This is a genomic window from Streptococcus sp. HMSC10A01 (assembly GCF_001807785.1).
Classification (GTDB): Bacteria; Bacillota; Bacilli; order Lactobacillales; family Streptococcaceae; genus Streptococcus; species Streptococcus gordonii.
Genome location: NZ_KV790967.1, coordinates 135,384 through 157,880, shown reverse-complemented (window position 1 = coordinate 157,880; position 22,497 = coordinate 135,384). Strand labels below are relative to the sequence as shown.

Here is a 22,497-nt window from a genome sequence, read left to right as displayed (position 1 = left end):
TCTCCTTCTTCCAGATATCTCCTATTATAGCATAATTTGATCATCAAAATTTATCTCTGTAACTACAAATAAAAACCTGACCAAAGAACTTTATCTGAAGCTCCTTTAGTCAGGTTATTATGTCTTCTTATGACTTGTTTGTTACCAAATAATCACACGATCTCCAGGGCTCCGCCACATGCCGTCTCCTTCTTGGACATCAAAGGTTGTAAAGAAATCGTCAAAGTTAGGCAACTGCACATTGGTCCGAAGCTTGGCTGGAGCATGGACATCAACGCTTGCCAAGAGCTTCATATATTCCTCCCGACCTTTCATCCGCCAGATACGAGCAAAGTTGGTGAAGAATTCCTCAGCAGAGAAATCCGCTTCTTTCTTGGCCGCTTCTAGAGCTGCTGCAATGCCGCCCAGATCTGCCACGTTTTCTGAAACGGTCAACTTGCCATTGACCTTAGCACCATAGGAATCCTGTCCTTCGAACTGGTCAATAACCTTTTGAGTCCGCTCGGTAAAGGCTTGATAGTCATGCTCCGTCCACCAATTGTTGAGGCTTCCATTTTCATCAAAGGAAGCGCCATTGGTATCAAAAGCATGAGAAATCTCATGGGCGATGACCGCTCCGATACCACCGTAATTGGCTGATGAGGATTGGTGCAGATCATAGAAAGGCGCCTGCAGGATAGCCGCTGGAAAGACAATTAGGTTTTTCTGCGGATTATAGTAGGCATTGACCATGTGGGCTGGCATACCCCATTCCTTGTAATCCACCGGTTGATTCCACTTGCTCCAGCTGTACGCAATATCAATCTGGCTCAGCTTCTGAGCATTTTCAAAGAGAGTCAGCTTTTCATCCACGATCTTGCGAGAATAACGCTCAGGCAACTCGTCTGGATAACCAATATAAGGCTTGATGACATCAAGTTTGACAATGGCCTTGTCACGAGTTTCTGGTGTTAACCAGTCATTCTGAGCTAAGCGGTTTTTGTAAACTTCAATCATCGTCGCTACTTTCTGCTCCACATCAGCCTTGGCTTCTGGAGAGAACTTCTGACCGGCATACCAGAGACCGATTGCTTGATTAAAAGGTCCCTGAGCTAGGTAATAAGCAGCTTTTTTCTTGTCCTGGGCTTGGGGAGTTCCCGATAGAGCACGTTGATAAGCACCTGCTAAGACACGGATATCATCCGTTAGATATGGGGTTGTATTGCGAACCGCAGAGAGAATTAGCAAAGCGTGAAGTTTATCCCAGTTAGTAGCTGTATAGATATCCTTGGCTGCTTTCCAGAAGCGTTCCTCAGGCACAATGACTTGGTCGGGTTCTTGACCGATTAACTTGGTGAAGATATCTGCCAAAGGCAATTCCGGCACCAAGGCCTTGAAATCGTTCCACTTATAAGGATGGTAGAGCTTAGCATACTCAGAGCTCTCCTCGTTAGAGAGAACATACTGGGCAAAAACAGCATCCAAGTCCAAAACCTTGTCTAAAAGATCCTTGATTTCCTCTTCAGTAAAATCAAATTTTGCTAGTAAATCTTCCTGGGCCTTGCGCCATTTTGCAAGCAACTCTGCCTTCTGAGGATGGTCTTCCGCGTAGTAGGTCGTATCTGGCAAAATCGTTCCCGGTCCGTCAGCCCAAAGGACATTAATACGGGCATCCATAAAGTCAGGCGCTACACCAAAGGGGAAATAAGTCGGCTTGCCAGCCAGCTCAAAATCAGCAATCTTAGAAGCATAGTCTTCAAAAGACGCTAGGTTGCGAATCTCATCAATATAAGCACGCGCAGGCTCAGTTCCTGCTGCTTCCCGCTTGTCATAATCCGCTGCTAGGCGATGGTAAGCAACGAAGTTCTGCAGAATAGCATCTTCTGGTACTCCATCGCCAGCCAACCATTTGTCAGTCGTAGAGAGCATGAGATCTTCAATTTCCTCAGCCAAGTCCATAAAGCCACCTGTAACTGGTTTATCGTCGGGAATAACAGCTGTCTTGGCCCATTCGCCATTTATTGCATCATAAAAATCATCTTGCAGTCGTGTCATCTTTTTCTCACTTTCATACTTTTGATATAACCTTATCAAAAATAGCTTTGATTTTCAAATCTTTGTTAAATATTTCCCATATTTTGCAAAATTAACTTGACTTAATTTTTATGTTAAGGTATATTAATACAGTGGGGGGTGATATACATGATTGAGATACAAAACCTAAGTGTCAGCTATCAGGGCCAGCTGGCATTAGATAAGGCAAACGTAACTATAAAAGGCCCTACTATTACAGGGATTATCGGCCCAAACGGAGCTGGAAAATCCACCCTTATTAAAGGTTTATTGGGAATCGTCGACCACCAAGGCCAAGCTTTACTGGATGGTCAGCCCTTAGACAAAGAACTAAAACGAATTGCCTATGTAGAACAAAAAATCAATATTGACTATAACTTTCCTATCAAGGTAAAAGAGTGTGTTTCTCTTGGGCTTTATCCTAAGATAAAGCTTTTCCAAAGATTAAAGACTTCTGACTGGGACAAGGTCAACCAGGCTCTAAAAATCGTTGGTTTAGAGGATTTTGCTGAACGTCAAATCAGTCAACTGTCTGGCGGTCAATTCCAACGGGTCTTGATTGCGCGCTGCCTAGTCCAAGAAGCGGATTATATTTTCCTTGATGAGCCCTTTGTCGGTATTGATTCTGTCAGTGAAGAGATTATTATGAAAACACTCCGTCAGCTAAGAAAAGACGGGAAGACGATTTTGATTGTCCACCATGACTTGAGCAAGGTGGTCGCTTATTTTGATCAGGTCTTGCTACTTAACAAAAAAGTCGTCGCTTTCGGATCAACCGAGAGTACCTTCACCAAAGAAAATATGCAGCAGACCTACGGCTCTCAGCTCTTTATGAATGGAGGTGCCTAGGATGATTCAGGAATTTATTCAAGGCTTACATGACTTTCATTTCCTGCAAAATGCTTTGATTACAGCCATTGTGATTGGAGTGGTGGCCGGTGCCGTTGGCTGCTTTATCATTCTGCGGGGCATGTCACTCATGGGGGATGCCATCTCTCACGCGGTGCTGCCCGGTGTGGCCCTGTCTTTTATTTTGGGGATTAATTTCTTCATCGGTGCCATTACCTTTGGCTTACTAGCTTCCATTATTATCACTTATATCAAGGGCAATTCTATTATCAAAAGTGACACGGCTATCGGAATTACTTTTTCTTCCTTCCTGGCTCTGGGGATCATTTTGATTAGCGTTGCCAAGAGTTCGACCGACCTCTTCCATATCCTCTTTGGGAATATCTTGGCGGTACAAGACCTTGATATGTGGATTAGTATTGGCGTGGGTATTTTGGTGCTGCTGGTCATTAGTATTTTCTTCAAGCAACTTTTGCTGACGTCCTTTGACCCGCTTTTGGCCCAAGCTATGGGAATGAAGGTTAATTTTTACCACTATTTGCTGATGATTCTCTTGACTTTGGTTTCTGTCACAGCTATGCAAAGTGTCGGAACGATTCTGATTGTGGCCATGCTGATTACACCAGCTGCGACAGCCTATCTCTATGCCAAGAGTCTCAAGACCATGATTTTATTGTCATCTGCCTTGGGGGCTGGTGCATCTGTTTTAGGCCTCTTCATCGGTTATAGTTTTAATGTTGCAGCAGGTTCTAGTATCGTTCTAACCTCTGCCCTGATCTTTTTGGTTTCATTTTTTATCGCACCAAAACAGCGGTATTTAAAAAGAAAAGTAAAATAATATATTTATGGAGGATTTCCAATGAAAAAATGTCGTTTCTTAGTTCTGCTTTTGCTGGCTTTTGTCGGCCTAGCAGCCTGCTCTAGTCAAAAAAGCAGTACTGACTCTAGCTCTTCCAAGCTAAATGTCGTTGCAACCAATTCAATTATCGCAGATATCACAAAAAATATCGCTGGCGATAAAATCAATCTGCACAGTATTGTCCCTGTCGGTCAGGATCCGCACGAATACGAACCTCTGCCCGAAGATGTCAAAAAGACTTCTAAGGCTGATCTTATTTTCTACAACGGTATCAACCTTGAAACAGGTGGTAATGCTTGGTTCACTAAATTGGTAGAAAATGCCCAGAAGAAAGAAAACAAGGACTACTATGCTGTCAGTGAAGGCGTTGATGTCATTTACCTAGAAGGCCAAAATGAAAAAGGAAAAGAAGATCCTCATGCTTGGCTAAACTTGGAAAATGGGATCATCTACGCGCAAAATATTGCCAAACGCTTGATTGAAAAAGACCCTAACAATAAGGCTACTTACGAGAAAAATCTCAAAGCTTATGTAGAAAAGCTAACTGCATTGGATAAGGAAGCCAAAGAGAAATTCAACAACATCCCAGAAGAAAAGAAAATGATTGTGACCAGTGAAGGTTGCTTCAAATACTTCTCTAAGGCATACAATGTGCCATCGGCCTACATCTGGGAAATCAACACCGAAGAAGAAGGGACTCCAGACCAAATTAAAAGCTTGGTTGAAAAACTGCGCAAGACCAAAGTCCCATCTCTCTTTGTCGAATCAAGTGTAGACGACCGTCCGATGAAGACCGTTTCTAAAGACACAAATATCCCAATCTACGCTAAAATCTTCACTGACTCAATCGCTGAAAAAGGCGAAGATGGAGACAGCTACTACAGCATGATGAAATACAATCTGGATAAAATTTCTGAAGGATTGGCCAAATAATAACAAAAGGTTAGGAAGCAATCCTAACCTTTTTATGCAAAGAAAAAATTGGGCTGAGATGTAGGCGCTCTCAAATTTCCAGTCAAATTATTCGAAAAAAACATTGATTCAGGGTACAATGAAGCTATCAAACATGAATGGAGACTTTTATGACAACTTTTCTCGGAAATCCTGTAACCTTTACTGGAAAACAACTACAAGTCGGTGACACAGCCCATGATTTTAGCCTGACAGCAACGGATCTTTCAAAGAAAACTCTGGCTGACTTTGCTGGCAAAAAGAAAGTCCTGAGCATCATCCCATCTATCGATACTGGTGTCTGCTCAACTCAGACTCGTCGTTTCAACCAAGAACTCTCTGACTTGGACAACACCGTTGTTATCACAGTTTCAGTTGATTTGCCTTTTGCACAAGGCAAGTGGTGCGCTGCTGAAGGTATTGAGAATGCTGTTATGCTATCTGACTACTTCGACCATTCTTTCGGCCGCGACTACGCTGTCCTCATCAATGAATGGCACCTTTTGGCCCGTGCAGTTCTTGTCTTGGACGAAAACAACACTGTGACCTATGCCGAATATGTCGATAATATCAACACTGAACCTGACTATGATGCAGCTATTGCAGCAGTAAAAAACTTATAATCATCACGACCACTCAAACTGAGTGGTCTTTTTATGTCTAATTTTGAAAAAAGAGAGTCTGAAACTTCTGTTAGAACTGATCCTAAGATTATTTCTTTCTCACTTACTAAACAAATGACACAATACAAAGGAAAACTCTCCCTGTCACCAGAGAGAGTTTGAAAAATACGATTCGTTTTTAGAAGGCTTAAACAATTCTTCCTTGATCGACAACTAGTTTTCCTGCCTTGTAGACCTGATGGGTTAGGTTAGTCGCAAAGAAATAAAGCGGATAGTCGATATTCTTAGCGTCTAGGATGGTAATGTCAGCCTGCTTGCCAGTATCAAAGCTACCAATCTTATCTTGGCGGTTAACTGAGTAGGCTGAATTGATGGTTACAGCGTTAAGAACTTCCACTGGTGTCAGACGCATCATAAAGCAACCAAGCTGCATGACGAACTGCAGGTTAGCTGTTGGGCAGGAGCCTGGATTGCTGTCGGTAGTCAGAGTGATGGCCATACCAGCTTCCAGCATCTTGCGGGCTGGTGCATAGGTATCTTCCATCAGACTGAAGGTAGTTGCTGGCAGAAGATTGCCGATAACCTTGGCTTCTGCCATCTTGCGAATACCTTCGTCTGTCGCCATCATCAAGTGTTCCGCACTGGTTGCTCCTAGCTCAGCCGCTACATCCACCCCGCCGATAGACTCGATTTCATCAGCATGGATACGAAGTTTGAAGCCCATTTCCTTAGCTTTAGAAAGTAAGTAGCGTGACTCGTCAGCTGTAAAGACGCCTTTTTCACAGAAAATATCACAGAACTCAGCTAGATTTTCTGCTTTTACCCGAGGCAGCATTTCCTCAACGATGAGTTCCAGATATTCCTGAGAACGTCCTTTATATTCTGGTGGAACGGCGTGGGCAGCCATAAAGGTTGAAACTAGATCAATATCATGGTCACGGTCCAAAGCTCCAACAACATCTAGCTGACGCTTCTCTGTTTCCCAATCTAAACCATAGCCACTCTTGGCCTCAACCGTTGTCACTCCATGAAGCAACATATAGTCCAATAACTTCTTAGATTTATTGTACAGATTTTCAAAAGAAGCTTCTCGCGTTGCTCGAACTGTACTGAGAATTCCGCCACCTTGAGCAAGAATTTCCAGATAAGGAACACCGGCTAATTTCTTGGCAAATTCATGCTCCCGGCTGCCACCGTAGACCAAGTGAGTGTGACAGTCGATTAAGCCGGGCGTAGCAATCTTACCCTCATAAGACTGAATCTTAGTATCTGGTCCAATCAGACTAGCATCTGGTTCTCCGCTGCCAACAGCTAAGATTTTGCCGTCTTTGACTGCAATGTAGCCGTCTTCTAACACTCGAGCTTCCTTCATCTCCGCTCCGAAAAGGGGATGCCCAAGATCGTTAGGACAAAAGACTTGATTAAAGTGAGTTAATAGTAAATCAGCAGTCATGTTTCTTCCTCCATTTTATTTCTAACATTTTTACTTGCTTTTCATCATAATACACTATCGTCAAATTATAGTCAAAAGCTTTTAAAAAATAGTAAAAATTCTTTTTTTCTATTTTATGTTTTTTTCTTGACTTTTTATGGACGGGGGTCTTATAAAATAAGGTCGAAACATATTTTATACTTGACTTAATAAGGAGGAATCTTCATGTCATACTTTAGTGAAAATGAAATTGCAGCAGCAATGACCGTCAAATTAGACGATGTGATACCTGAAAAAACGGTTTTCCAAGAAGGCATCCGCCGAGCACCTGACCGGGGCTTCCGTCTAACTCAGGCGCAAACAGAAATCGCTCTAAAAAATGCTCTTCGCTATATTCCAAAAAAATTCCACGAAGAAGTGATACCTGAGTTTTTAGAAGAATTGAAAACTCGCGGACGGATTTATGGCTACCGTTGGCGTCCAAAAGAACGCATCTATGGTAAACCAATTGATGAATATAAAGGAAACTGTACCGCAGCTAAGGCTATGCAGGTCATGATTGACAACAACCTGAGCTTTGAAATCGCCCTCTATCCTTATGAATTGGTTACCTACGGGGAAACTGGATCCGTCTGCGCTAACTGGATGCAGTATAATTTGATTAAAAAATATTTGGAAGTGATGACCGATCATCAAACTTTGGTTGTAGAATCTGGTCACCCTGTTGGTCTCTTCAAATCCAAACCAGAAGCTCCACGCGTTATCATCACCAACGGTCTCTTAGTCGGTGAATACGACAATATGAAAGATTGGGAAATTGCAGAAGAAATGGGTGTCACCAACTACGGTCAAATGACAGCCGGCGGTTGGATGTACATCGGCCCTCAAGGTATCGTCCATGGTACCTTCAACACCCTCCTCAATGCTGGACGTTTGAAACTGGGTGTGGCAGATGATGGTGATCTAACCGGCAAACTCTTCATTTCTTCTGGTCTAGGTGGTATGAGTGGAGCTCAAGGGAAAGCAGCCGAAATTGCTAAAGCTGTGGCAATCGTAGCTGAAGTAGACCAATCTCGGATTGAAACTCGTCACTCCCAAGGCTGGATTAGTCAATTAGCCGAAAGTCCAAAAGAAGCAATCGAACTAGCTCAGAAAGCTCTGGAAGCTGGTGAATCAACTTCCATTGCCTATCATGGTAACATTGTAGACCTCTTGGAATACGTCAACGAGAACAATATCCATGTAGATCTACTATCTGACCAAACTTCTTGCCACAATGTCTACGACGGTGGCTACTGTCCGGCTGGTATCAGCTTTGAAGAACGGACTCGCCTCCTAGCTGAAGACAAGGAAAGTTTTGCTAAGTTAGTTGACCAAACATTGGAACGTCACTTCAAGGCGATCAAGACCTTGACTAACAATGGCACCTACTTCTTTGACTACGGTAATGCCTTTATGAAGGCAGTCTACGACTCTGGCATCAAGGAAATTTCTAAGAATGGCTTTGACGACAAAGACGGCTTCATCTGGCCATCTTATGTAGAAGATATCATGGGACCTATGCTCTTTGACTATGGTTATGGTCCTTTCCGTTGGGTATGTCTGAGCGGTAAGCATGAAGACCTGGTTGCTACTGACCATGCAGCTATGGAAGTAATCGACCCTAACCGTCGCTATCAAGACCGCGACAACTACAACTGGATCCGCGATGCAGAAAAGAACCAGCTGGTTGTTGGAACTCAGGCTCGGATTCTCTACCAAGACTGTATGGGTCGTGTCAATATCGCCCTCAAGTTCAATGAATTAGTCCGCGAAGGCAAGATTGGCCCTGTCATGATTGGCCGTGACCACCATGACGTATCTGGTACCGACTCACCATTCCGTGAAACTTCTAATATTAAAGATGGATCTAATGTTACTTGCGACATGGCCGTGCAATGTTATGCCGGTAATGCAGCTCGCGGTATGAGTCTAGTGGCTCTCCACAACGGTGGTGGAACTGGTATCGGTAAAGCAATCAACGGTGGTTTTGGCTTGGTTTTAGACGGTAGTGAACGTATTGATGAAATCATCAAATCAGCTATCGCTTGGGATACGATCGGCGGAGTTGCACGTCGTAACTGGGCTCGCAATGAGCATGCTATTGAGACAGCTATCGAGTACAACCGTCTCCATGAAGGAACAGACCACATCACTATTCCGTACTTAACTGACGAAGATTTGGTCAAAGAATCTGTTAAGAAATTGTTCGAATAGGAAAAAATTGTCCCCCAACTTCTGAACTGAGCTAGATCTCACATCTAGCTCAGCTGGAAGTTCCACTTTATTCACTTTGTAATTTTAATAACATATAACACGAGGTAATATCTTATGGCAAAAATTGTTGAATGTATTCCTAACTTTTCTGAAGGCCGCAACCAAGCGGTCATTGACGGTCTAGTGGAAGTAGCTAAGAGCGTGCCAGGTGTAACACTTCTGGACCACTCTTCTGATGCCAGCCACAACCGCAGCGTCTTTACTCTGGTCGGCGATGACCAAAACATTCAGGAAGTTGCCTTCCGTCTGGTTAAATATGCTTCTGAAAACATTGACTTGACCAAGCACCAAGGCGAACACCCTCGTATGGGCGCAACTGATGTCCTGCCTTTTGTACCGATCAAGGACATCACAAGTGAGGAATGCGTAGAAATTGCGAAGACTGTATCTGAGCGGATCAACCGTGAGCTCGGTATTCCAATCTTCCTCTATGAAGATGCAGCGACTCGTCCTGAGCGCAAGAACTTGGCTAAGGTTCGTAAAGGGCAGTTCGAAGGCATGCCAGAAAAACTCTTGGAAGCTGACTGGGCTCCTGACTACGGTGAAAGAAAGATTCACCCAACTGCTGGTGTCACTGCTGTTGGTGCTAGAATGCCGCTCATCGCCTACAACATCAACTTGGATACAGACAATTTGGAAATTGCCAACAACATTGCTAAAGTTATCCGTGGTTCAAGCGGTGGTTACAAGTACTGTAAGGCTATCGGTGTAATGCTGGAAGACCGCAACATTGCTCAGGTTTCTATTAACATGGTCAATCTGGAAAAATTCCCACTCTATCGTGTCTTTGAAACTGTTCGCTTTGAAGCTAAGCGCTACGGAGTTGGAATCCTCGGCTCAGAAGTCATCGGTTTGGCACCAGCCAAGGCTTTGATTGACGCAGCAGAATACTATCTGCAAATCGAAGACTTTGACTACGGCAAGCAAGTTCTGGAAAACCATTTGCTGGGCTAGGAGGACAGAAACCTATGAAATTAGTAGATTTAAGCTTGACAGAATTTGCCCAGGTCCTAGGCTCAGATGCTCCTGCACCAGGAGGTGGCTCTGCTGCTGCTCTTTCCGCAGCGAACGGTATTTCCCTGACCAAGATGGTCTGTGAATTGACCCTTGGCAAGAAAAAATATGCAGAATTTGAAGCAGAAATTGCTCTAGTGCATGCAGAAAGTGCCCGCCTCCAAGAAAGCCTGCTCACAGCTATCGACAAGGACACTGAAGCCTTCAATCTGGTCTCCGCCGTCTTTGATATGCCTAAGGAGACAGAGGAAGACAAGGCTGCCCGTCGGGAAGCGATGCAACAAGCCCTCAAAGAAGCGACCAAGTCACCTTATGGCATGATGGAAGACATCTTAGCTGCCCTACAAACAACTCAAAAAGCTGTTGGCAAGTCCAATACCAATGCTGCCAGCGACCTGGGAGTAGCAGCTCTCAATCTTAAGGCTGGCCTGCAAGGGGCTTGGCTCAATGTCCTCATCAACCTGTCAGGTGTCAAGGATGAAGCATTCGTCGCAGACTACCGCAGCAAGGGGGAAGAACTCCTACAAAAAGGCTGCGCTCTAGCCGATGAAATTTATCAAGAAATTTTGAAAGTTGTCTAATAGATAAACGGAAGAGAAGTCCGCTCTTTTCCATGAATGGACTTCCTTTTCTCAAGAGGTAACAATATGGTTTTATCAGATATTGAAATTGCTAATTCGGTTCAAATGAAGCCCATCAAAGAGGTGGCAGAAAAGCTAGGAATTGCTGAGGATGCCTTGTCTCTTTATGGAAATTACAAGGCAAAAATCAGTGCCGGCCAACTAGAAGCCTTAAAAGACAAGCCAGACGGTAAACTGATTCTCGTGACAGCTATTTCTCCGACACCAGCCGGAGAAGGTAAGACCACGACTTCTGTCGGATTGGTCGATGCTTTGGCTGCAATCGGTAAAAAAGCCGTTATCGCTCTGCGGGAACCTTCACTTGGACCTGTCTTTGGTATCAAGGGCGGAGCTGCTGGCGGTGGGCACGCTCAGGTTGTACCTATGGAGGATATCAACCTCCACTTCACTGGTGACTTCCATGCCATCGGTGTTGCCAACAACCTGCTGGCGGCCCTCATTGACAACCACATCCACCATGGCAATGCCTTAGGCATCGACTCTCGTCGCATCACTTGGAAGCGGGCAGTGGATATGAATGACCGGCAACTACGCCACATCGTGGACGGCTTGCAAGGCAAGGTCAATGGTGTTCCACGTGAGGATGGATTTGACATCACAGTTGCTTCTGAGGTTATGGCTATTCTCTGTCTGTCAGAAAATATCACTGACCTCAAGAACCGTTTGGAAAAAATCATCATTGGCTACAGCTTTGAAGGTAAGCCAATAACTGCTAAGGATCTGAAAGCTGGTGGCGCTATGGCTGCTGTGCTCAAAGACGCTATCCATCCAAACCTGGTTCAAACTTTGGAACACACACCAGCCTTGATTCACGGCGGACCTTTCGCCAACATTGCTCATGGCTGTAACAGTGTCCTAGCTACTAAGCTGGCTCTCAAATATGCCGACTATGCAGTTACAGAAGCTGGTTTCGGTGCTGACCTGGGTGCTGAAAAATTCATTGATATCAAATGTCGTACATCTGGTCTTCGTCCATCGGCTGTAGTTCTGGTCGCTACCATCCGCGCTCTCAAAATGCACGGTGGTGTGGCTAAGAGCGACCTGGCTGAAGAAAATGTCCAAGCAGTTGTAGATGGACTGCCAAACTTGGAAAAACATCTGGAAAACATTCAAGATGTTTATGGATTGCCAGCAGTCGTTGCCATCAATAAATTCCCGCTGGACACCGAAGCAGAATTGCAAGCAGTTTATGACGCCTGTCAAAAACGTGGCGTTGACGTCGTTATTTCTGACGTCTGGGCAAATGGCGGAGCCGGCGGTAAAGAGTTGGCTGAAAAAGTCGTTGAACTGGCCGAAGGAGACAATCACTTCCAATTTGTATATAATGAAGAAGACTCCATTGAAACCAAACTGAACAAGATCGTTACCAAGGTCTATGGAGGCAAGGGCGTTCGCCTGACTCCTGCCGCTAAACGTGAGCTCAAACAACTGGAAGAGCTGGGCTTCTCCAACTATCCTATCTGTATGGCCAAGACTCAGTACTCCTTCTCAGACGATGCTAAGAAACTGGGCGCACCTAAAGACTTTGTTGTGACTATCAGCCAGCTCAAAGTTTCTGCTGGTGCAGGCTTTATCGTTGCTCTGACTGGTGCGATCATGACCATGCCGGGACTACCTAAAGTGCCAGCTAGCGAAAAGATTGATGTTGACAAAGACGGCAATATCAGCGGTTTGTTCTAATAAATACCAAAAATGACAAATGTAACCCTTCTAAAATCAAACGATTTTCAAGTTTCCGATTGGTCGGGGGGAAAGACAAAACAACTTTATCTTTCCCCGTCCACCGGCGACTATGGCCAGCGGGAATTTGACTATCGACTCTCAACAGCAACTGTGGAAGCGGCTGAAAGTGAGTTTTCTGACCTCAGTGGCTTTCACCGCATTCTTATGAGCCTAGATCATCCTCTTCGCCTGCTCAATGCTAGTAGGCAAGAGGAAACGGCTCTAGATCCCTTTACCCCCTATTTCTTCGAAGGGAGTGATTCTATCACAAGTCGCGGGACTTGTACCGACTTTAACTTAATCTACAGCAACCACTATCAGGGACAGATGATTGCCGTCTCCAATAAGCAAGTTCTCATACGAGACGAAGAGATTCAATTTATCTATGCTTTGACAAATCTAACAGTGATTGGAGATAACTTTCCACCACTTGATATAGAGGAAGGAAATTTTCTGATAGTGGAAAAAGAGACTCAGGAAACTGAGCTGCATATAATGTTTTCATGTAACCAATCTAAAGGCTCTCCTCTTGCCATTTGGGCTGGTTTAAACCACATCCCCGCTAAGTAAAGATACAGTGATGCTCCAAGATTGGTTTGCCACCACCCTATCTTTACTTGGAAGGGATCCTCATATCTCTAAAGGAGAAACATTATTATGGATGCAAAAAAACTCAACACACAAGAGCAGGAAAAAGCGAAATTCAGCTTTGCCGGTGCAACTCTTTATGGTATTAATGCCGTTATCGGCTCTGGTATCTTCCTTCTACCGCAAAAAATTTATAAAGGACTTGGACCTGCTTCTCTAGCTGTCATGTTAGGGACTGCTCTCCTTGTTATTCTGCTAGCAGTCTGCTTGGCAGAAACTGCAGGTTATTTCAATAAAAATGGTGGAGCCTTCCAATATGCCAAGGAAGCATTTGGTAACTTTGTCGGATTTAACGTAGGCTTTCTGGGTTGGGCGGTTACCATCATCGCTTGGTCCGCTATGGCTGCAGGATTTGCAAGACTCTTTGTCATTACCTTCCCAGCTTTTACCCCTTATGAACTAATCCTTAGTATCACTTTAATTGTCTTGCTCAGCTTGATGAATATTGCTGGTTTAAAGACCTCTAAGTTTTTCACACTAGCTGCAACCGTAGCTAAGTTGATTCCAATCATTGCATTTGCAGCATGTGCCATCTTCTTCATCAAAGGTGGAATCGACAAAGGAAACTTTACTCCCTTCCTTCAGCTAGAACCTGGCGCAGATATCATGAAGGCTATCTCAAGTACAGCTATTTATATCTTCTATGGTTTTATCGGCTTTGAAACCATGTCTATCGTTGCTGGTGAAATGCGCGATCCAGAAAAGAATGTCCCACGTGCCATTCTAGGGTCTATCAGCATTGTATCTGTTCTCTACATGCTCATTATTGCAGGAACCATTGCTATGCTAGGTAGCCGTATCCTACAAACAGATGCTTCTGTGCAAGACGCTTTTGTTGAAATGATTGGCCCTGCTGGGGCATGGATCGTTTCTATTGGAGCCCTTATTTCTATTGCCGGACTCAACATTGGTGAATCTATCATGGTACCGCGTTTTGGGGCAGCTATTGCCAATGAAGGCATGTTGCCTAAAAAAATTGCTGAAACCAATTCTAAAAACGCACCTATCTTTGCTATCATCATCTCAGGTGTTTTAGCTATCGCATTGCTCTTTACAGGAACATTTGAAGTACTAGCAGCTCTCAGTGTAGTTTTCCGTTTCTTCCAATACATCCCGACTGCTCTAGCCGTATTGGTATTAAGAAAGAAATATCCAGACAAGAAAGTAGTCTTCCGAGTTCCATTTGGTCCAGTAATTCCAATTTTGGCGGTTCTAGTCAGCCTTGTCATGATTTGGGGTGAAAACCCAATGAACTATGTCTACGGCCTCATCGGTGTCCTTATCGCAAGTGCAGTATACTATATCTATATTGTACTGATTTGTAAAAATAAAGTTCTTGAATAAAAGGAGAATAAATCGTATGACACATGTAATAAATTTGGATGGCGAACACCTTACTTTAGAAGATGTGATCGCAGTAGCCCGTCATGGAGCTACCTGCGAAATCGACCAAGAAGCTAAGAAAGCTGTAGAAGCTTCCCGTAAAATCGTGGACGACATTGTTCGTGAAAAACGGGTGGTCTATGGTGTTACAACTGGATTTGGATCTCTCTGCAACGTTAGTATCTCACCAGAAGATACGACTCAACTACAGGAAAATCTGATCCGTACCCACGCTTCAGGCTTTGGTGATCCCCTACCAGAAGACGCAGTCCGTGCTATCATGTTAATCCGGATTAATTCTCTGGTAAAAGGCTACTCTGGTATTCGTCTGTCTACTGTCGAAAAGCTTCTGGAACTGCTCAATAAAGGCGTCGTGCCATTCATTCCAGAAAAAGGCTCTTTGGGCGCTTCTGGTGACTTAGCTCCATTGGCTCACATGGTTCTTCCTATGCTAGGACTGGGCCACGCATACTATCAAGGCCAATTGCTCTCTGGCCAAGAAGCTTTGGACAAGGCTGGGATTGAAAAAATTGCTCTAGCTGCCAAAGAAGGTCTGGCGCTAATTAACGGTACGACTGTCCTAACAGGTATCGGAGCTCTGGCTACCTATGATGCCATCCAATTGCTTAAATTATCAGATGTCGCCGGCGCTCTTTCTATGGAAGTCCACAATGGTATTACTAGTCCATTTGAAGAAGACTTACATACCATTCGACCTCAGAGCGGTCAGCTAGCTACAGCCCGGAATATCCGCAACCTTCTAGAGGGCAGTGGCAATACGACCGTAGCTACTCAACAACGTGTTCAAGACCCATACACACTGCGTTGTATCCCGCAGATTCACGGTGCAAGCAAGGACTCTATCGCTTATGTCAAGACCAAGGTTGAGATTGAGATCAACTCCGTTACAGACAACCCTATCATCACCAAAGAAGGTCATGTTATCTCAGGCGGTAACTTCCACGGCGAACCAATGGCTCAGCCATTTGACTTCCTCGGTATCGCTATTTCTGAAATCGGAAATGTTTCTGAACGTCGTGTAGAACGTCTAGTTAACAGCCAACTGAGCAAGCTACCATCCTTCTTGGTCAAACACCCAGGACTCAACTCTGGCTTTATGATTACCCAATATGCTTGTGCTTCTCTTGCTTCTGAAAATAAGGTTCTGGCTCATCCAGCCAGCGTAGACTCTATCCCATCTTGTGAAAACCAAGAAGACTTTGTCAGCATGGGAACTACCGCAGCACGCAAGGCAGCTGAGATTCTCAAGAATTCTCGCCGCATCGTGGCAACAGAAATCATGGCAGCCTGCCAAGCTCTAGATCTGAAACCAGAAAACCATGAACTGGGCAAGGGAACCAAACCAGCCTACGACCTCTTCCGTCAACATGTCCGCTTTATCGAATTTGATAAGGACATCGAAATCTATGAAGAGCTCAACAAGGCCTCTGAGCTGATTGAAAGCGATGAATTCCTAGCAGCAGTTGAAAACGCTGTGGACTTAAGCATTCAATTCTAAATCTGATACTCTTTGAAATTGATTTTTGAAGGTCTTAAACTCTTTTGACGGACTTCGGTTCTATCAGCAGTGCCTTACCTTGTCAAATTTGGATCTTCGTTGAGTCAGAAAAGCGAATAAAAGAAGCCCACGCTTGTTCAGCTGGGCTTTCTTTTTTCAGCTAAAAGTCATTGACAGCCATAGTGGAAACTCTTATAATAAAGTCGCTAGTGCCATTAAGCAAGGTCAAATAAAATGAAAATCTCAAGGGCAAATCTTAGAAGCTAGAAAGAGTTTGATTAAGGAGAAAAGTAACAATGAAAAAAGCCTCTAAAGTAGACTATTTTGCAATTCTACATCCACTTGTCTTAATCATTTTACCAGCAATGGCCTACCTCATTTGGCATATGTTAAAAACCATTTTATTTACTTTTTTATATCTCCTAATAGGCAAGCCTATTGTTAAACAGGACGATAGCTTTCTCATTGTATTTTTTTATATATGTATCGCTGTTTTTATCCTTTATTCAGTCGGCTTTTTAGCACAACTGATGCTCCATATTTGCAATAGCAAAGAGAGCACCCTTTTACCTGTTTGGTGCATGCTTACAGCTTTAATTCTACTTGTACCAACGGTTGAAAATGGCCGAATCCTTAGCTCTGGATGGACACCATATGCTTATTTTCTTTCAATTGCAGCCTATATTGCTTATCTCTTTTCGAAAAGGCCAAAGGTTAGAGAGGGCTACCGGTCCAACGCTAAGATACGCTACGCTACATGGACTGCATTGATTCTCGCCATTATAGTGGCTTTCTTGTAAACAATTTCCTCTCCACTAAGCTCCTTTCCCAGCAGAAAGTCATTGACAGGCTTAGCGGAAACTCTTATAATAAAATCGCAATATCGTTATGGAAAAGGAAAAGATTATGTTAGAAGATTATTATCAATTAGATAACAGCTATTATCAACGGGGTGTCGAGGATAATTTATACGCTGCCAAATGGGGTATGGTTATCGAATTCTTGAATTTAAATGACCCAAACTTAAAACCTTTTGAGGGAGTCAACTTTGCCTTAATTGGTTTCAAGAGCGACAAAGGAGTCTATATCAACCACGGTCGGGTTGGGGCAGTTGAAGGACCACAATCTATCCGTACTCAATTGGCCAAACTGCCTTGGCATCTAGGTCGAAACGTCCGTGTCTTTGATGTCGGTGATATTGATGGTCCCAATAGGTCTCTGGAACAACTCCAAAGCAGTCTAGCGAAAGCTGTCAAGCGCCTGCGGGAGCTCAATCTTCGCCCCATCGTACTGGGAGGCGGGCACGAAACAGCCTACGGAAACTATCTCGGACTCAAGTCTTCACTAAAACCCGAGCAAGAATTAGCCGTCATCAATATGGATGCCCATTTTGATCTTCGTCCCTATGACCAGACCGGTCCCAATTCCGGTACTGGTTTTCGCCAGATGTTTGACGAAACTTTGGCCCAGAAACAAGTCTTTAATTATCTCATTTTAGGTATCCAAGAACACAATAATAACCTCTTTCTCTTTGATTTTGTAGCCAAGTCTAAAGCCATCCAGTTCCTAACTGGACTGGATATCTATCAAATGGGCCACAAGGAAGTCTGCAAGGTTGTTGATGCCTTTCTTGCAGACAAGGAACAAGTCTATTTGACCATTGACATTGACTGCTTTGCTGCTGGTGCTGCTCCTGGTGTCAGTGCTATTCAGTCGCTGGGCGTGGATCCAAATTTAGCCGTTCTGGTCTTCCAGCATATCGCTGCTTCAGGAAAACTAATTGGTTTTGACGTGGTAGAAGTTTCTCCACCCCACGATATTGATAACCATACAGCCAACCTAGCTGCCAGCTTTATCTTTTATCTGACCCAGGTCTGGGCTCAAATACATGATTAATCTTTTTATCAAAATAAAAAGAGAGGATGAAATTCATTTTCATCCTCTTTTATTTTGCATTTGATTATTGAGACAGTCTCAAGCGCAAGTTTTCCAGTTCTTTCAACTGATGGCGGTCCCGATAAAAATTAAGATGGCTTTTAGCCGTATCATAGTAATAATCAAAATCCCGAGTCAATATCTCTGCAAAACTACTTTCTTTCAAATCCCCTACCTGAAGTTGATACTTAATCACTGCCATCAGGTAGTAAATTAAGCCCTTGTCTCGCGGGTTGCCATATCGGCTGATCAACTCTTCCTTCTTTCTCAGCAGATCCAAAACTGGCTGATAGTCTCCTTTTTCACAACTAATCAAGCCTAGATAGACTTCCAACTGAGTCTCCTTCCAAGGAAAACTAAGGGATTCCATAGCTTTTTTAGCCTTCAAGAGAATCGCCTCTGCCTGCTCATAATCTTTCAGCTGATAATAGGTCATGCCTAATCCAATATAGAAGGCAAATATTGATGGCTCTGCTATTTTGTTTTCTGTTAGATCAATTGCTTCTTTCTGGTGGGCCAAGGCTGTTGTAAAATTCCCACGAATCTGCTCAATCTCTGCCAGATAATCTAAAGCTGCTGCAATCTGAATCGAATATTTGGAGCGAAGCGAGTCTGTTAGGCTGAAACAATCAATAGACTGATAGAGATGGTGAAGCGACTGTTCTTCATCTCCGATCATGAGATGATATAGCCCCTTCAGACGAAGATTGACGGCAATGGCTTCGTGGTTATTGGCCTGGACTGAAGCATCCAGAGCCCTCTCCGTATAATAGCGCATCTCAGGAATATTCTCCGTCTGAATACAATAATAGATCATCTGCCGATAACCTTCCAGAAGGAACTCCATTTGTTGTAGTTCCTTGGCTGAAGCAATCACCTGCTGGATATTGTCCATCCCCTGCTGGTAATTTCCTGTCCGAATAGCATAGCGCCCTTCCAGATAGAGGAAACGAAGTACCAGCAATTGAAAATCCTTATGGTTTTGATGTTTGCTTTCTAAGTCCTTTATTTCCTGACGAATTCGATCAAATTGCTCTAGAACAGCAGCCTGGTTGTTATCCTCAGTCTTTTCAATAAAACCAAACTCCCGTGAGTAAATTGGAAAGAGCTCATGGTGAAACTGTAAAGTAGCTTCCAAATAATGCAACTCGTACTCTAAAGACTTGATCGGTTGCTTAGACATCTTATAATGATAGGCAATTTCATTGAGCAACTGGGAATGATAAAGGGGGTCTCCCAAGCATTCTTCCATACTCTGGGCAATCTGATGATGCAACATCCGGCGCTTGGCTATTGACAGACGCTCATAAGCATATATTTGCAGGAGTTCCTGGCTAAAATTCACTACCAGTCTGTCCTCTTCTTCCACCTCAATTAAGAGTCTCTTTTGTCTCAAAGCCTCAATAATTTCAACCAAGTCTTCCACAGGCAAAGCAAGTAACTTGGTCAAAAAGGAAAGTGACGCAGGTTCTCTGAAACAAGCTAGATAGTCCAGTAGCTCCTCTTCCCCACTGCTAAGATGATCCAGTTTCAAAGACAGCTTAGCCTTAATAGCCGGCGTCAATGGCTGAAACTTTTCTCCTCTCAAGAGTTGCTCAGCATATTCTGACAGGAAGAATGGAATCCCCTGGCTAACTCGATAAATGTCTTTGACTTTTTCCTCAGAAAGAGCTACTATGCCCTTTTGAGCTTGTAGATAAGCTACACTATCTTGAAAATTGAGGGGCTGCAGCTCAATAAAATCAATCTTATCACGAACCAGCAAATGACTGAAAAAATGCTCCAAATAAGAAGGAGTACTGAGATGTTTGGTCAGCACAAAGGCTACTGGGTAATCATACATATGGTTCATGACCTGTTCCAAGACTGCAGTACTAGCTGCATCCATCCAGTGACAATCTTCAATTAAAATTACCAGAGCTTTTTTCTTAGAAATTTTCTGCAGAATATCGACTACAAATTGGGCTAATTTGTCTGCATCTAGCTCGGCTCCAGAAATTCCTCCTGTTAAGATTGGAAAATAACTTTCCAAAATAACTTGCCACTGACTAATTGTAAGAATCTGATGCTGAATGACCAAATCACCCAAGCCATCCAGTAGACCACGCCAAGGCTGAAGCTCCGACTTCATTTCTTCCTTGAAACACTCAGCCATAACAATTTGAAAGTACTTGGTCTGATTGGCTAGCACCTGACGAGTCACTGTCCGCTTCCCTATGCCAGTGCCCCCCACTAAAACTAGGGCACGCGCCTCCTGTTCTCCTAAAATCTTAGAAAAATAAGACTCCAACCGCTGAATTTCACTTACTCGACCAAAAAAATGGTCCGTATTCCGAAGAAACTGTTTGGTTTTTCTTTCACTCCGGTCTTTAGCAAGAACTTCGTGATAGAGCTGTTGAATAGACTCATTGGGACTGATTCCCAGTTCCTTATCCAAGAGATTCACTAGTTTATAGTAAGTCTCAATAACCTTCCCTGGTCGATCATTGTCTCGGTAGAACTTCATGAGCAGGTGATAATTCTTTTCATCAAACTCATCCATGCTAATCAAACGGCGCAGATTTTGCTCGGCATCTTCTAGATTTAGCTGGTCCTTTCCTTTTTCAAGCTGATGGTAGCAAGCTTGGACATAAAGTTGCTCATACTGGGTCCGCATTTTGGAAACCCAGTAATCAAAAGCTTCGCTATCCTTGAGATAGAATCCCTGCAAAAAATCGCCTTGATAGAGAGACAAATGCTCTGTTGGCTGAGCTATAAAAGTCTCCACATCACTTTCAATTTTGAAGTTCGGATTAAGAGACAAAACTGTCCTGTTGGGCGCAATAATCCAATCTCCTCCTAAAAGTTTATTGGCTTGGTAGATGGTATTACGCAAATTTTTTTTAGCAGTCTGATTATCCTTATTTTCCCAGAGGATTCCTGCAATTTCTTCTCGATTAACCGCTCCATTAATATGAAGGTAGTAAATCAAGGCATTTATTTTAGAAAAAGGGAAGAAAACTTCCTCCTGATCAAGAAAAACACTGGGGCTTCCCAATAGTTTCAAGCTCAAAAGTTTTTTGTTCATGCAAACGCCTCCAAGAAAGCTTATAAAACTACTATAAACAAAAATAGAAAGTTTCGCAAGTAAGGAAGACTACCAAGCTTTGGTATGCTTCTTTTAAGAGGGACAATTGAGAAGGATTGCCTCTTTCCAGACAAGTCAATTTAAGATGCCTTATCCTTAGTGATTGACCAAAGAATTTTCTTTTGAAAATAGCTCTTCTTTATACCCCCATTAACTTTTCTAGCGTTTGGTCCTTATGACTTAAAAATATTTTTCCAAAACTGGCGTAGCCAAGCCCAGAAACGGACAAAGAAGGCTGGTCGATTTAAGAGCTTTTTAAAGCGGGCAAGTTCCTTTTTGACTTCCTTTTGAATACTCTCTTTCCCTGGAACATAGACACTTTTAGCCGAGATATACCCCATTGATCCTCGATTATTTTGTGGTGCCTTAAATTTTTTGCCTCCATTAGCCATCGCTCTTCTGCGAAAAAGAGGGTCCCAAACGGCAGGTGGTTTAACATCATAGCGAGTATGGGAAGCTCGATTCCCTGGACGATTGCGGTCGCCATAGTTAAAGCTAGCACCATTAACAAGGCCATTTTGGCTAGTCCCTTCGGGGTCTAGAATATTGAGGAAGCGACCTTGCTGATCTAAAATAAATTCTGTATGAAAATCAAGTAAAATTTTGATATTGACTTGGCTTTTTTGACCATCTGGGTAAAATACCCGGCCCGAAAGCTTATCTATATAGGCTTTATTATGCAAACGAGAGGACTCATTGAAGCTATAAGGCATACTTGGCCGAGACTTAAAATAGCTGGCCAAGGCTTCTGCATCTGTCATTCCCTCTGCTCTATAATGCTCTCGCACCCACTGGGCTTGTTGACTGGAAATCAGATAACGAAATTGATGGACCTGGCTTTTTAATTCCTGATTGCCATCTGTCTGACTGAAATCGTCAGCTGGAAAGGCGGTCTGTACCGTTTTAGCAAAAGTTCTCCAAAAACTGTCGTGAGGTGACAAATCCGGACTGAACTTCTCTAGAAGCGAAACAACTTCATCCTGCCCTCCTGCTAACTCCTTGGGCATTCCCACGCAAGCTAGGGCAAGCCCCAGTAATTTCTGAGCTTGGAGAGGAGAAGCCTGACGACTATCTAACTTCCACAACTCTTTAAATAGCTCACTGCCAAAAGGTTGAGCTTCTTGCCAAGGCACTTGAACATTTGCTTTCCCAATGTTTCGACAAACCTCTTCCACTGCCTCATGTGACCAGCCCTGCTCTTCCAGCCACTTTTTGTAATTCTCTACTTTATTTGCCACTGGCAAGTTCCTTCCCGTCTTTTTTATCTATTATATGCATTTTTTATTTCTTCCGTCAAACTAGAAGACTGCCTTTCTATAGGATAGCAGAATTTTTTCTAAAGTTGATCCTTTTTCTGCCTAAGAACCACTTGACTGTATTCTTGGCCTATTTTTTGCTATACTAATAATAAGAAAATTCGAGGTAC

General features: G+C 43.5%; 17 protein-coding genes. 13 read left to right on the top strand and 4 right to left on the bottom strand.

The window, feature by feature from the left end:
- Positions 1–141: 141 nt before the first annotated feature.
- On the bottom strand, positions 142–2,034 hold the full coding sequence (locus HMPREF3108_RS04135) for a M13-type metalloendopeptidase (protein ID WP_045634092.1): 1,893 nt from the start codon (positions 2,032–2,034) through the stop codon (positions 142–144).
- 147 nt (positions 2,035–2,181) lie between these two features.
- Between HMPREF3108_RS04135 and HMPREF3108_RS04130 the strand changes: the two genes are divergently transcribed.
- The 4 genes from HMPREF3108_RS04130 (at position 2,182) to tpx (ending at position 5,334) form a co-directional block, all read left to right on the top strand.
- Positions 2,182–2,901 (top strand): metal ABC transporter ATP-binding protein, encoded by a 720-nt coding sequence (locus HMPREF3108_RS04130; protein ID WP_012130835.1) that lies wholly within the window; start codon positions 2,182–2,184, stop codon positions 2,899–2,901.
- A 1-nt stretch (position 2,902) separates the two neighbouring features.
- Complete coding sequence (locus HMPREF3108_RS04125; RefSeq protein WP_045504337.1) at positions 2,903–3,739, top strand: metal ABC transporter permease; 837 nt, start codon at positions 2,903–2,905, stop codon at positions 3,737–3,739.
- Between the two features lie 21 nt (positions 3,740–3,760).
- Positions 3,761–4,693: a metal ABC transporter substrate-binding lipoprotein/adhesin ScaA gene (gene scaA / locus HMPREF3108_RS04120; RefSeq protein ID WP_045634093.1), complete on the top strand. Its 933-nt coding sequence runs from the start codon at positions 3,761–3,763 to the stop codon at positions 4,691–4,693.
- 149 nt (positions 4,694–4,842) lie between these two features.
- Positions 4,843–5,334 carry a thiol peroxidase gene (gene tpx, locus HMPREF3108_RS04115; protein WP_012130838.1) on the top strand — a complete coding sequence of 164 codons (492 nt, stop codon included), beginning with the start codon at positions 4,843–4,845 and terminating at the stop codon, positions 5,332–5,334.
- Positions 5,335–5,521: 187 nt separating this feature from the next.
- Here the strand turns inward: tpx and hutI are convergent, their stop codons facing one another.
- On the bottom strand, positions 5,522–6,787 hold the full coding sequence (gene hutI / locus HMPREF3108_RS04110; RefSeq protein WP_045634094.1) for an imidazolonepropionase: 1,266 nt from the start codon (positions 6,785–6,787) through the stop codon (positions 5,522–5,524).
- Between the two features lie 204 nt (positions 6,788–6,991).
- On the opposite strand from hutI, the gene HMPREF3108_RS04105 reads away from it, so the two are divergent.
- The 9 genes from HMPREF3108_RS04105 to HMPREF3108_RS04065 all read left to right on the top strand — a co-directional run bounded on the left by HMPREF3108_RS04105 (position 6,992) and on the right by HMPREF3108_RS04065 (position 17,905).
- Positions 6,992–9,022 carry a urocanate hydratase gene (locus tag HMPREF3108_RS04105; protein ID WP_045634095.1) on the top strand — a complete coding sequence of 677 codons (2,031 nt, stop codon included), beginning with the start codon at positions 6,992–6,994 and terminating at the stop codon, positions 9,020–9,022.
- 114 nt (positions 9,023–9,136) lie between these two features.
- Positions 9,137–10,036, top strand: coding sequence for a glutamate formimidoyltransferase (ftcD, locus tag HMPREF3108_RS04100; protein ID WP_045634096.1), 900 nt, complete (start codon positions 9,137–9,139; stop codon positions 10,034–10,036).
- 14 nt (positions 10,037–10,050) lie between these two features.
- Positions 10,051–10,677 (top strand): cyclodeaminase/cyclohydrolase family protein, encoded by a 627-nt coding sequence (locus HMPREF3108_RS04095; RefSeq protein WP_012130841.1) that lies wholly within the window; start codon positions 10,051–10,053, stop codon positions 10,675–10,677.
- A gap of 66 nt (positions 10,678–10,743) precedes the next feature.
- Complete coding sequence (locus HMPREF3108_RS04090) at positions 10,744–12,417, top strand: formate--tetrahydrofolate ligase (RefSeq protein ID WP_032914976.1); 1,674 nt, start codon at positions 10,744–10,746, stop codon at positions 12,415–12,417.
- Positions 12,418–12,429: 12 nt separating this feature from the next.
- Positions 12,430–13,029 (top strand): HutD family protein, encoded by a 600-nt coding sequence (locus HMPREF3108_RS04085; protein WP_061596738.1) that lies wholly within the window; start codon positions 12,430–12,432, stop codon positions 13,027–13,029.
- 87 nt (positions 13,030–13,116) lie between these two features.
- A complete protein-coding gene (locus HMPREF3108_RS04080) occupies positions 13,117–14,451 on the top strand; it encodes an APC family permease (RefSeq protein ID WP_061603365.1) in 1,335 nt (444 codons plus the stop codon).
- 16 nt (positions 14,452–14,467) lie between these two features.
- On the top strand, positions 14,468–16,009 hold the full coding sequence (gene hutH / locus HMPREF3108_RS04075) for a histidine ammonia-lyase (RefSeq protein WP_012130845.1): 1,542 nt from the start codon (positions 14,468–14,470) through the stop codon (positions 16,007–16,009).
- Between the two features lie 296 nt (positions 16,010–16,305).
- Positions 16,306–16,809 carry a hypothetical protein gene (locus HMPREF3108_RS04070; RefSeq protein ID WP_061596734.1) on the top strand — a complete coding sequence of 168 codons (504 nt, stop codon included), beginning with the start codon at positions 16,306–16,308 and terminating at the stop codon, positions 16,807–16,809.
- A gap of 106 nt (positions 16,810–16,915) precedes the next feature.
- Positions 16,916–17,905 carry a formimidoylglutamase gene (locus tag HMPREF3108_RS04065; protein WP_020992718.1) on the top strand — a complete coding sequence of 330 codons (990 nt, stop codon included), beginning with the start codon at positions 16,916–16,918 and terminating at the stop codon, positions 17,903–17,905.
- 64 nt (positions 17,906–17,969) lie between these two features.
- Here HMPREF3108_RS04065 and HMPREF3108_RS04060 read toward each other — a convergent pair whose 3' ends face one another.
- Both HMPREF3108_RS04060 and HMPREF3108_RS04055 read right to left on the bottom strand, forming a co-directional pair.
- Positions 17,970–21,011 carry an ATP-binding protein gene (locus tag HMPREF3108_RS04060; protein ID WP_045634099.1) on the bottom strand — a complete coding sequence of 1,014 codons (3,042 nt, stop codon included), beginning with the start codon at positions 21,009–21,011 and terminating at the stop codon, positions 17,970–17,972.
- 233 nt (positions 21,012–21,244) lie between these two features.
- Positions 21,245–22,309 carry a DUF3114 domain-containing protein gene (locus HMPREF3108_RS04055; protein ID WP_048809677.1) on the bottom strand — a complete coding sequence of 355 codons (1,065 nt, stop codon included), beginning with the start codon at positions 22,307–22,309 and terminating at the stop codon, positions 21,245–21,247.
- Between the last annotated feature and the right edge of the window lie 188 nt (positions 22,310–22,497).

What these genes read in the sequence shown, in the direction of transcription:
- HMPREF3108_RS04135 (WP_045634092.1), bottom strand. Translation starts at nt 2,034, where the DNA reads ATGACACGACTGCAAGATGATTTTTATGATGCAATAAATGGCGAATGG.
- HMPREF3108_RS04130 (WP_012130835.1), top strand. Translation starts at nt 2,182, where the DNA reads ATGATTGAGATACAAAACCTAAGTGTCAGCTATCAGGGCCAGCTGGCA.
- HMPREF3108_RS04125 (WP_045504337.1), top strand. Translation starts at nt 2,903, where the DNA reads ATGATTCAGGAATTTATTCAAGGCTTACATGACTTTCATTTCCTGCAA.
- scaA (WP_045634093.1), top strand. Translation starts at nt 3,761, where the DNA reads ATGAAAAAATGTCGTTTCTTAGTTCTGCTTTTGCTGGCTTTTGTCGGC.
- tpx (WP_012130838.1), top strand. Translation starts at nt 4,843, where the DNA reads ATGACAACTTTTCTCGGAAATCCTGTAACCTTTACTGGAAAACAACTA.
- hutI (WP_045634094.1), bottom strand. Translation starts at nt 6,787, where the DNA reads ATGACTGCTGATTTACTATTAACTCACTTTAATCAAGTCTTTTGTCCT.
- HMPREF3108_RS04105 (WP_045634095.1), top strand. Translation starts at nt 6,992, where the DNA reads ATGTCATACTTTAGTGAAAATGAAATTGCAGCAGCAATGACCGTCAAA.
- ftcD (WP_045634096.1), top strand. Translation starts at nt 9,137, where the DNA reads ATGGCAAAAATTGTTGAATGTATTCCTAACTTTTCTGAAGGCCGCAAC.
- HMPREF3108_RS04095 (WP_012130841.1), top strand. Translation starts at nt 10,051, where the DNA reads ATGAAATTAGTAGATTTAAGCTTGACAGAATTTGCCCAGGTCCTAGGC.
- HMPREF3108_RS04090 (WP_032914976.1), top strand. Translation starts at nt 10,744, where the DNA reads ATGGTTTTATCAGATATTGAAATTGCTAATTCGGTTCAAATGAAGCCC.
- HMPREF3108_RS04085 (WP_061596738.1), top strand. Translation starts at nt 12,430, where the DNA reads ATGACAAATGTAACCCTTCTAAAATCAAACGATTTTCAAGTTTCCGAT.
- HMPREF3108_RS04080 (WP_061603365.1), top strand. Translation starts at nt 13,117, where the DNA reads ATGGATGCAAAAAAACTCAACACACAAGAGCAGGAAAAAGCGAAATTC.
- hutH (WP_012130845.1), top strand. Translation starts at nt 14,468, where the DNA reads ATGACACATGTAATAAATTTGGATGGCGAACACCTTACTTTAGAAGAT.
- HMPREF3108_RS04070 (WP_061596734.1), top strand. Translation starts at nt 16,306, where the DNA reads ATGAAAAAAGCCTCTAAAGTAGACTATTTTGCAATTCTACATCCACTT.
- HMPREF3108_RS04065 (WP_020992718.1), top strand. Translation starts at nt 16,916, where the DNA reads ATGTTAGAAGATTATTATCAATTAGATAACAGCTATTATCAACGGGGT.
- HMPREF3108_RS04060 (WP_045634099.1), bottom strand. Translation starts at nt 21,011, where the DNA reads ATGAACAAAAAACTTTTGAGCTTGAAACTATTGGGAAGCCCCAGTGTT.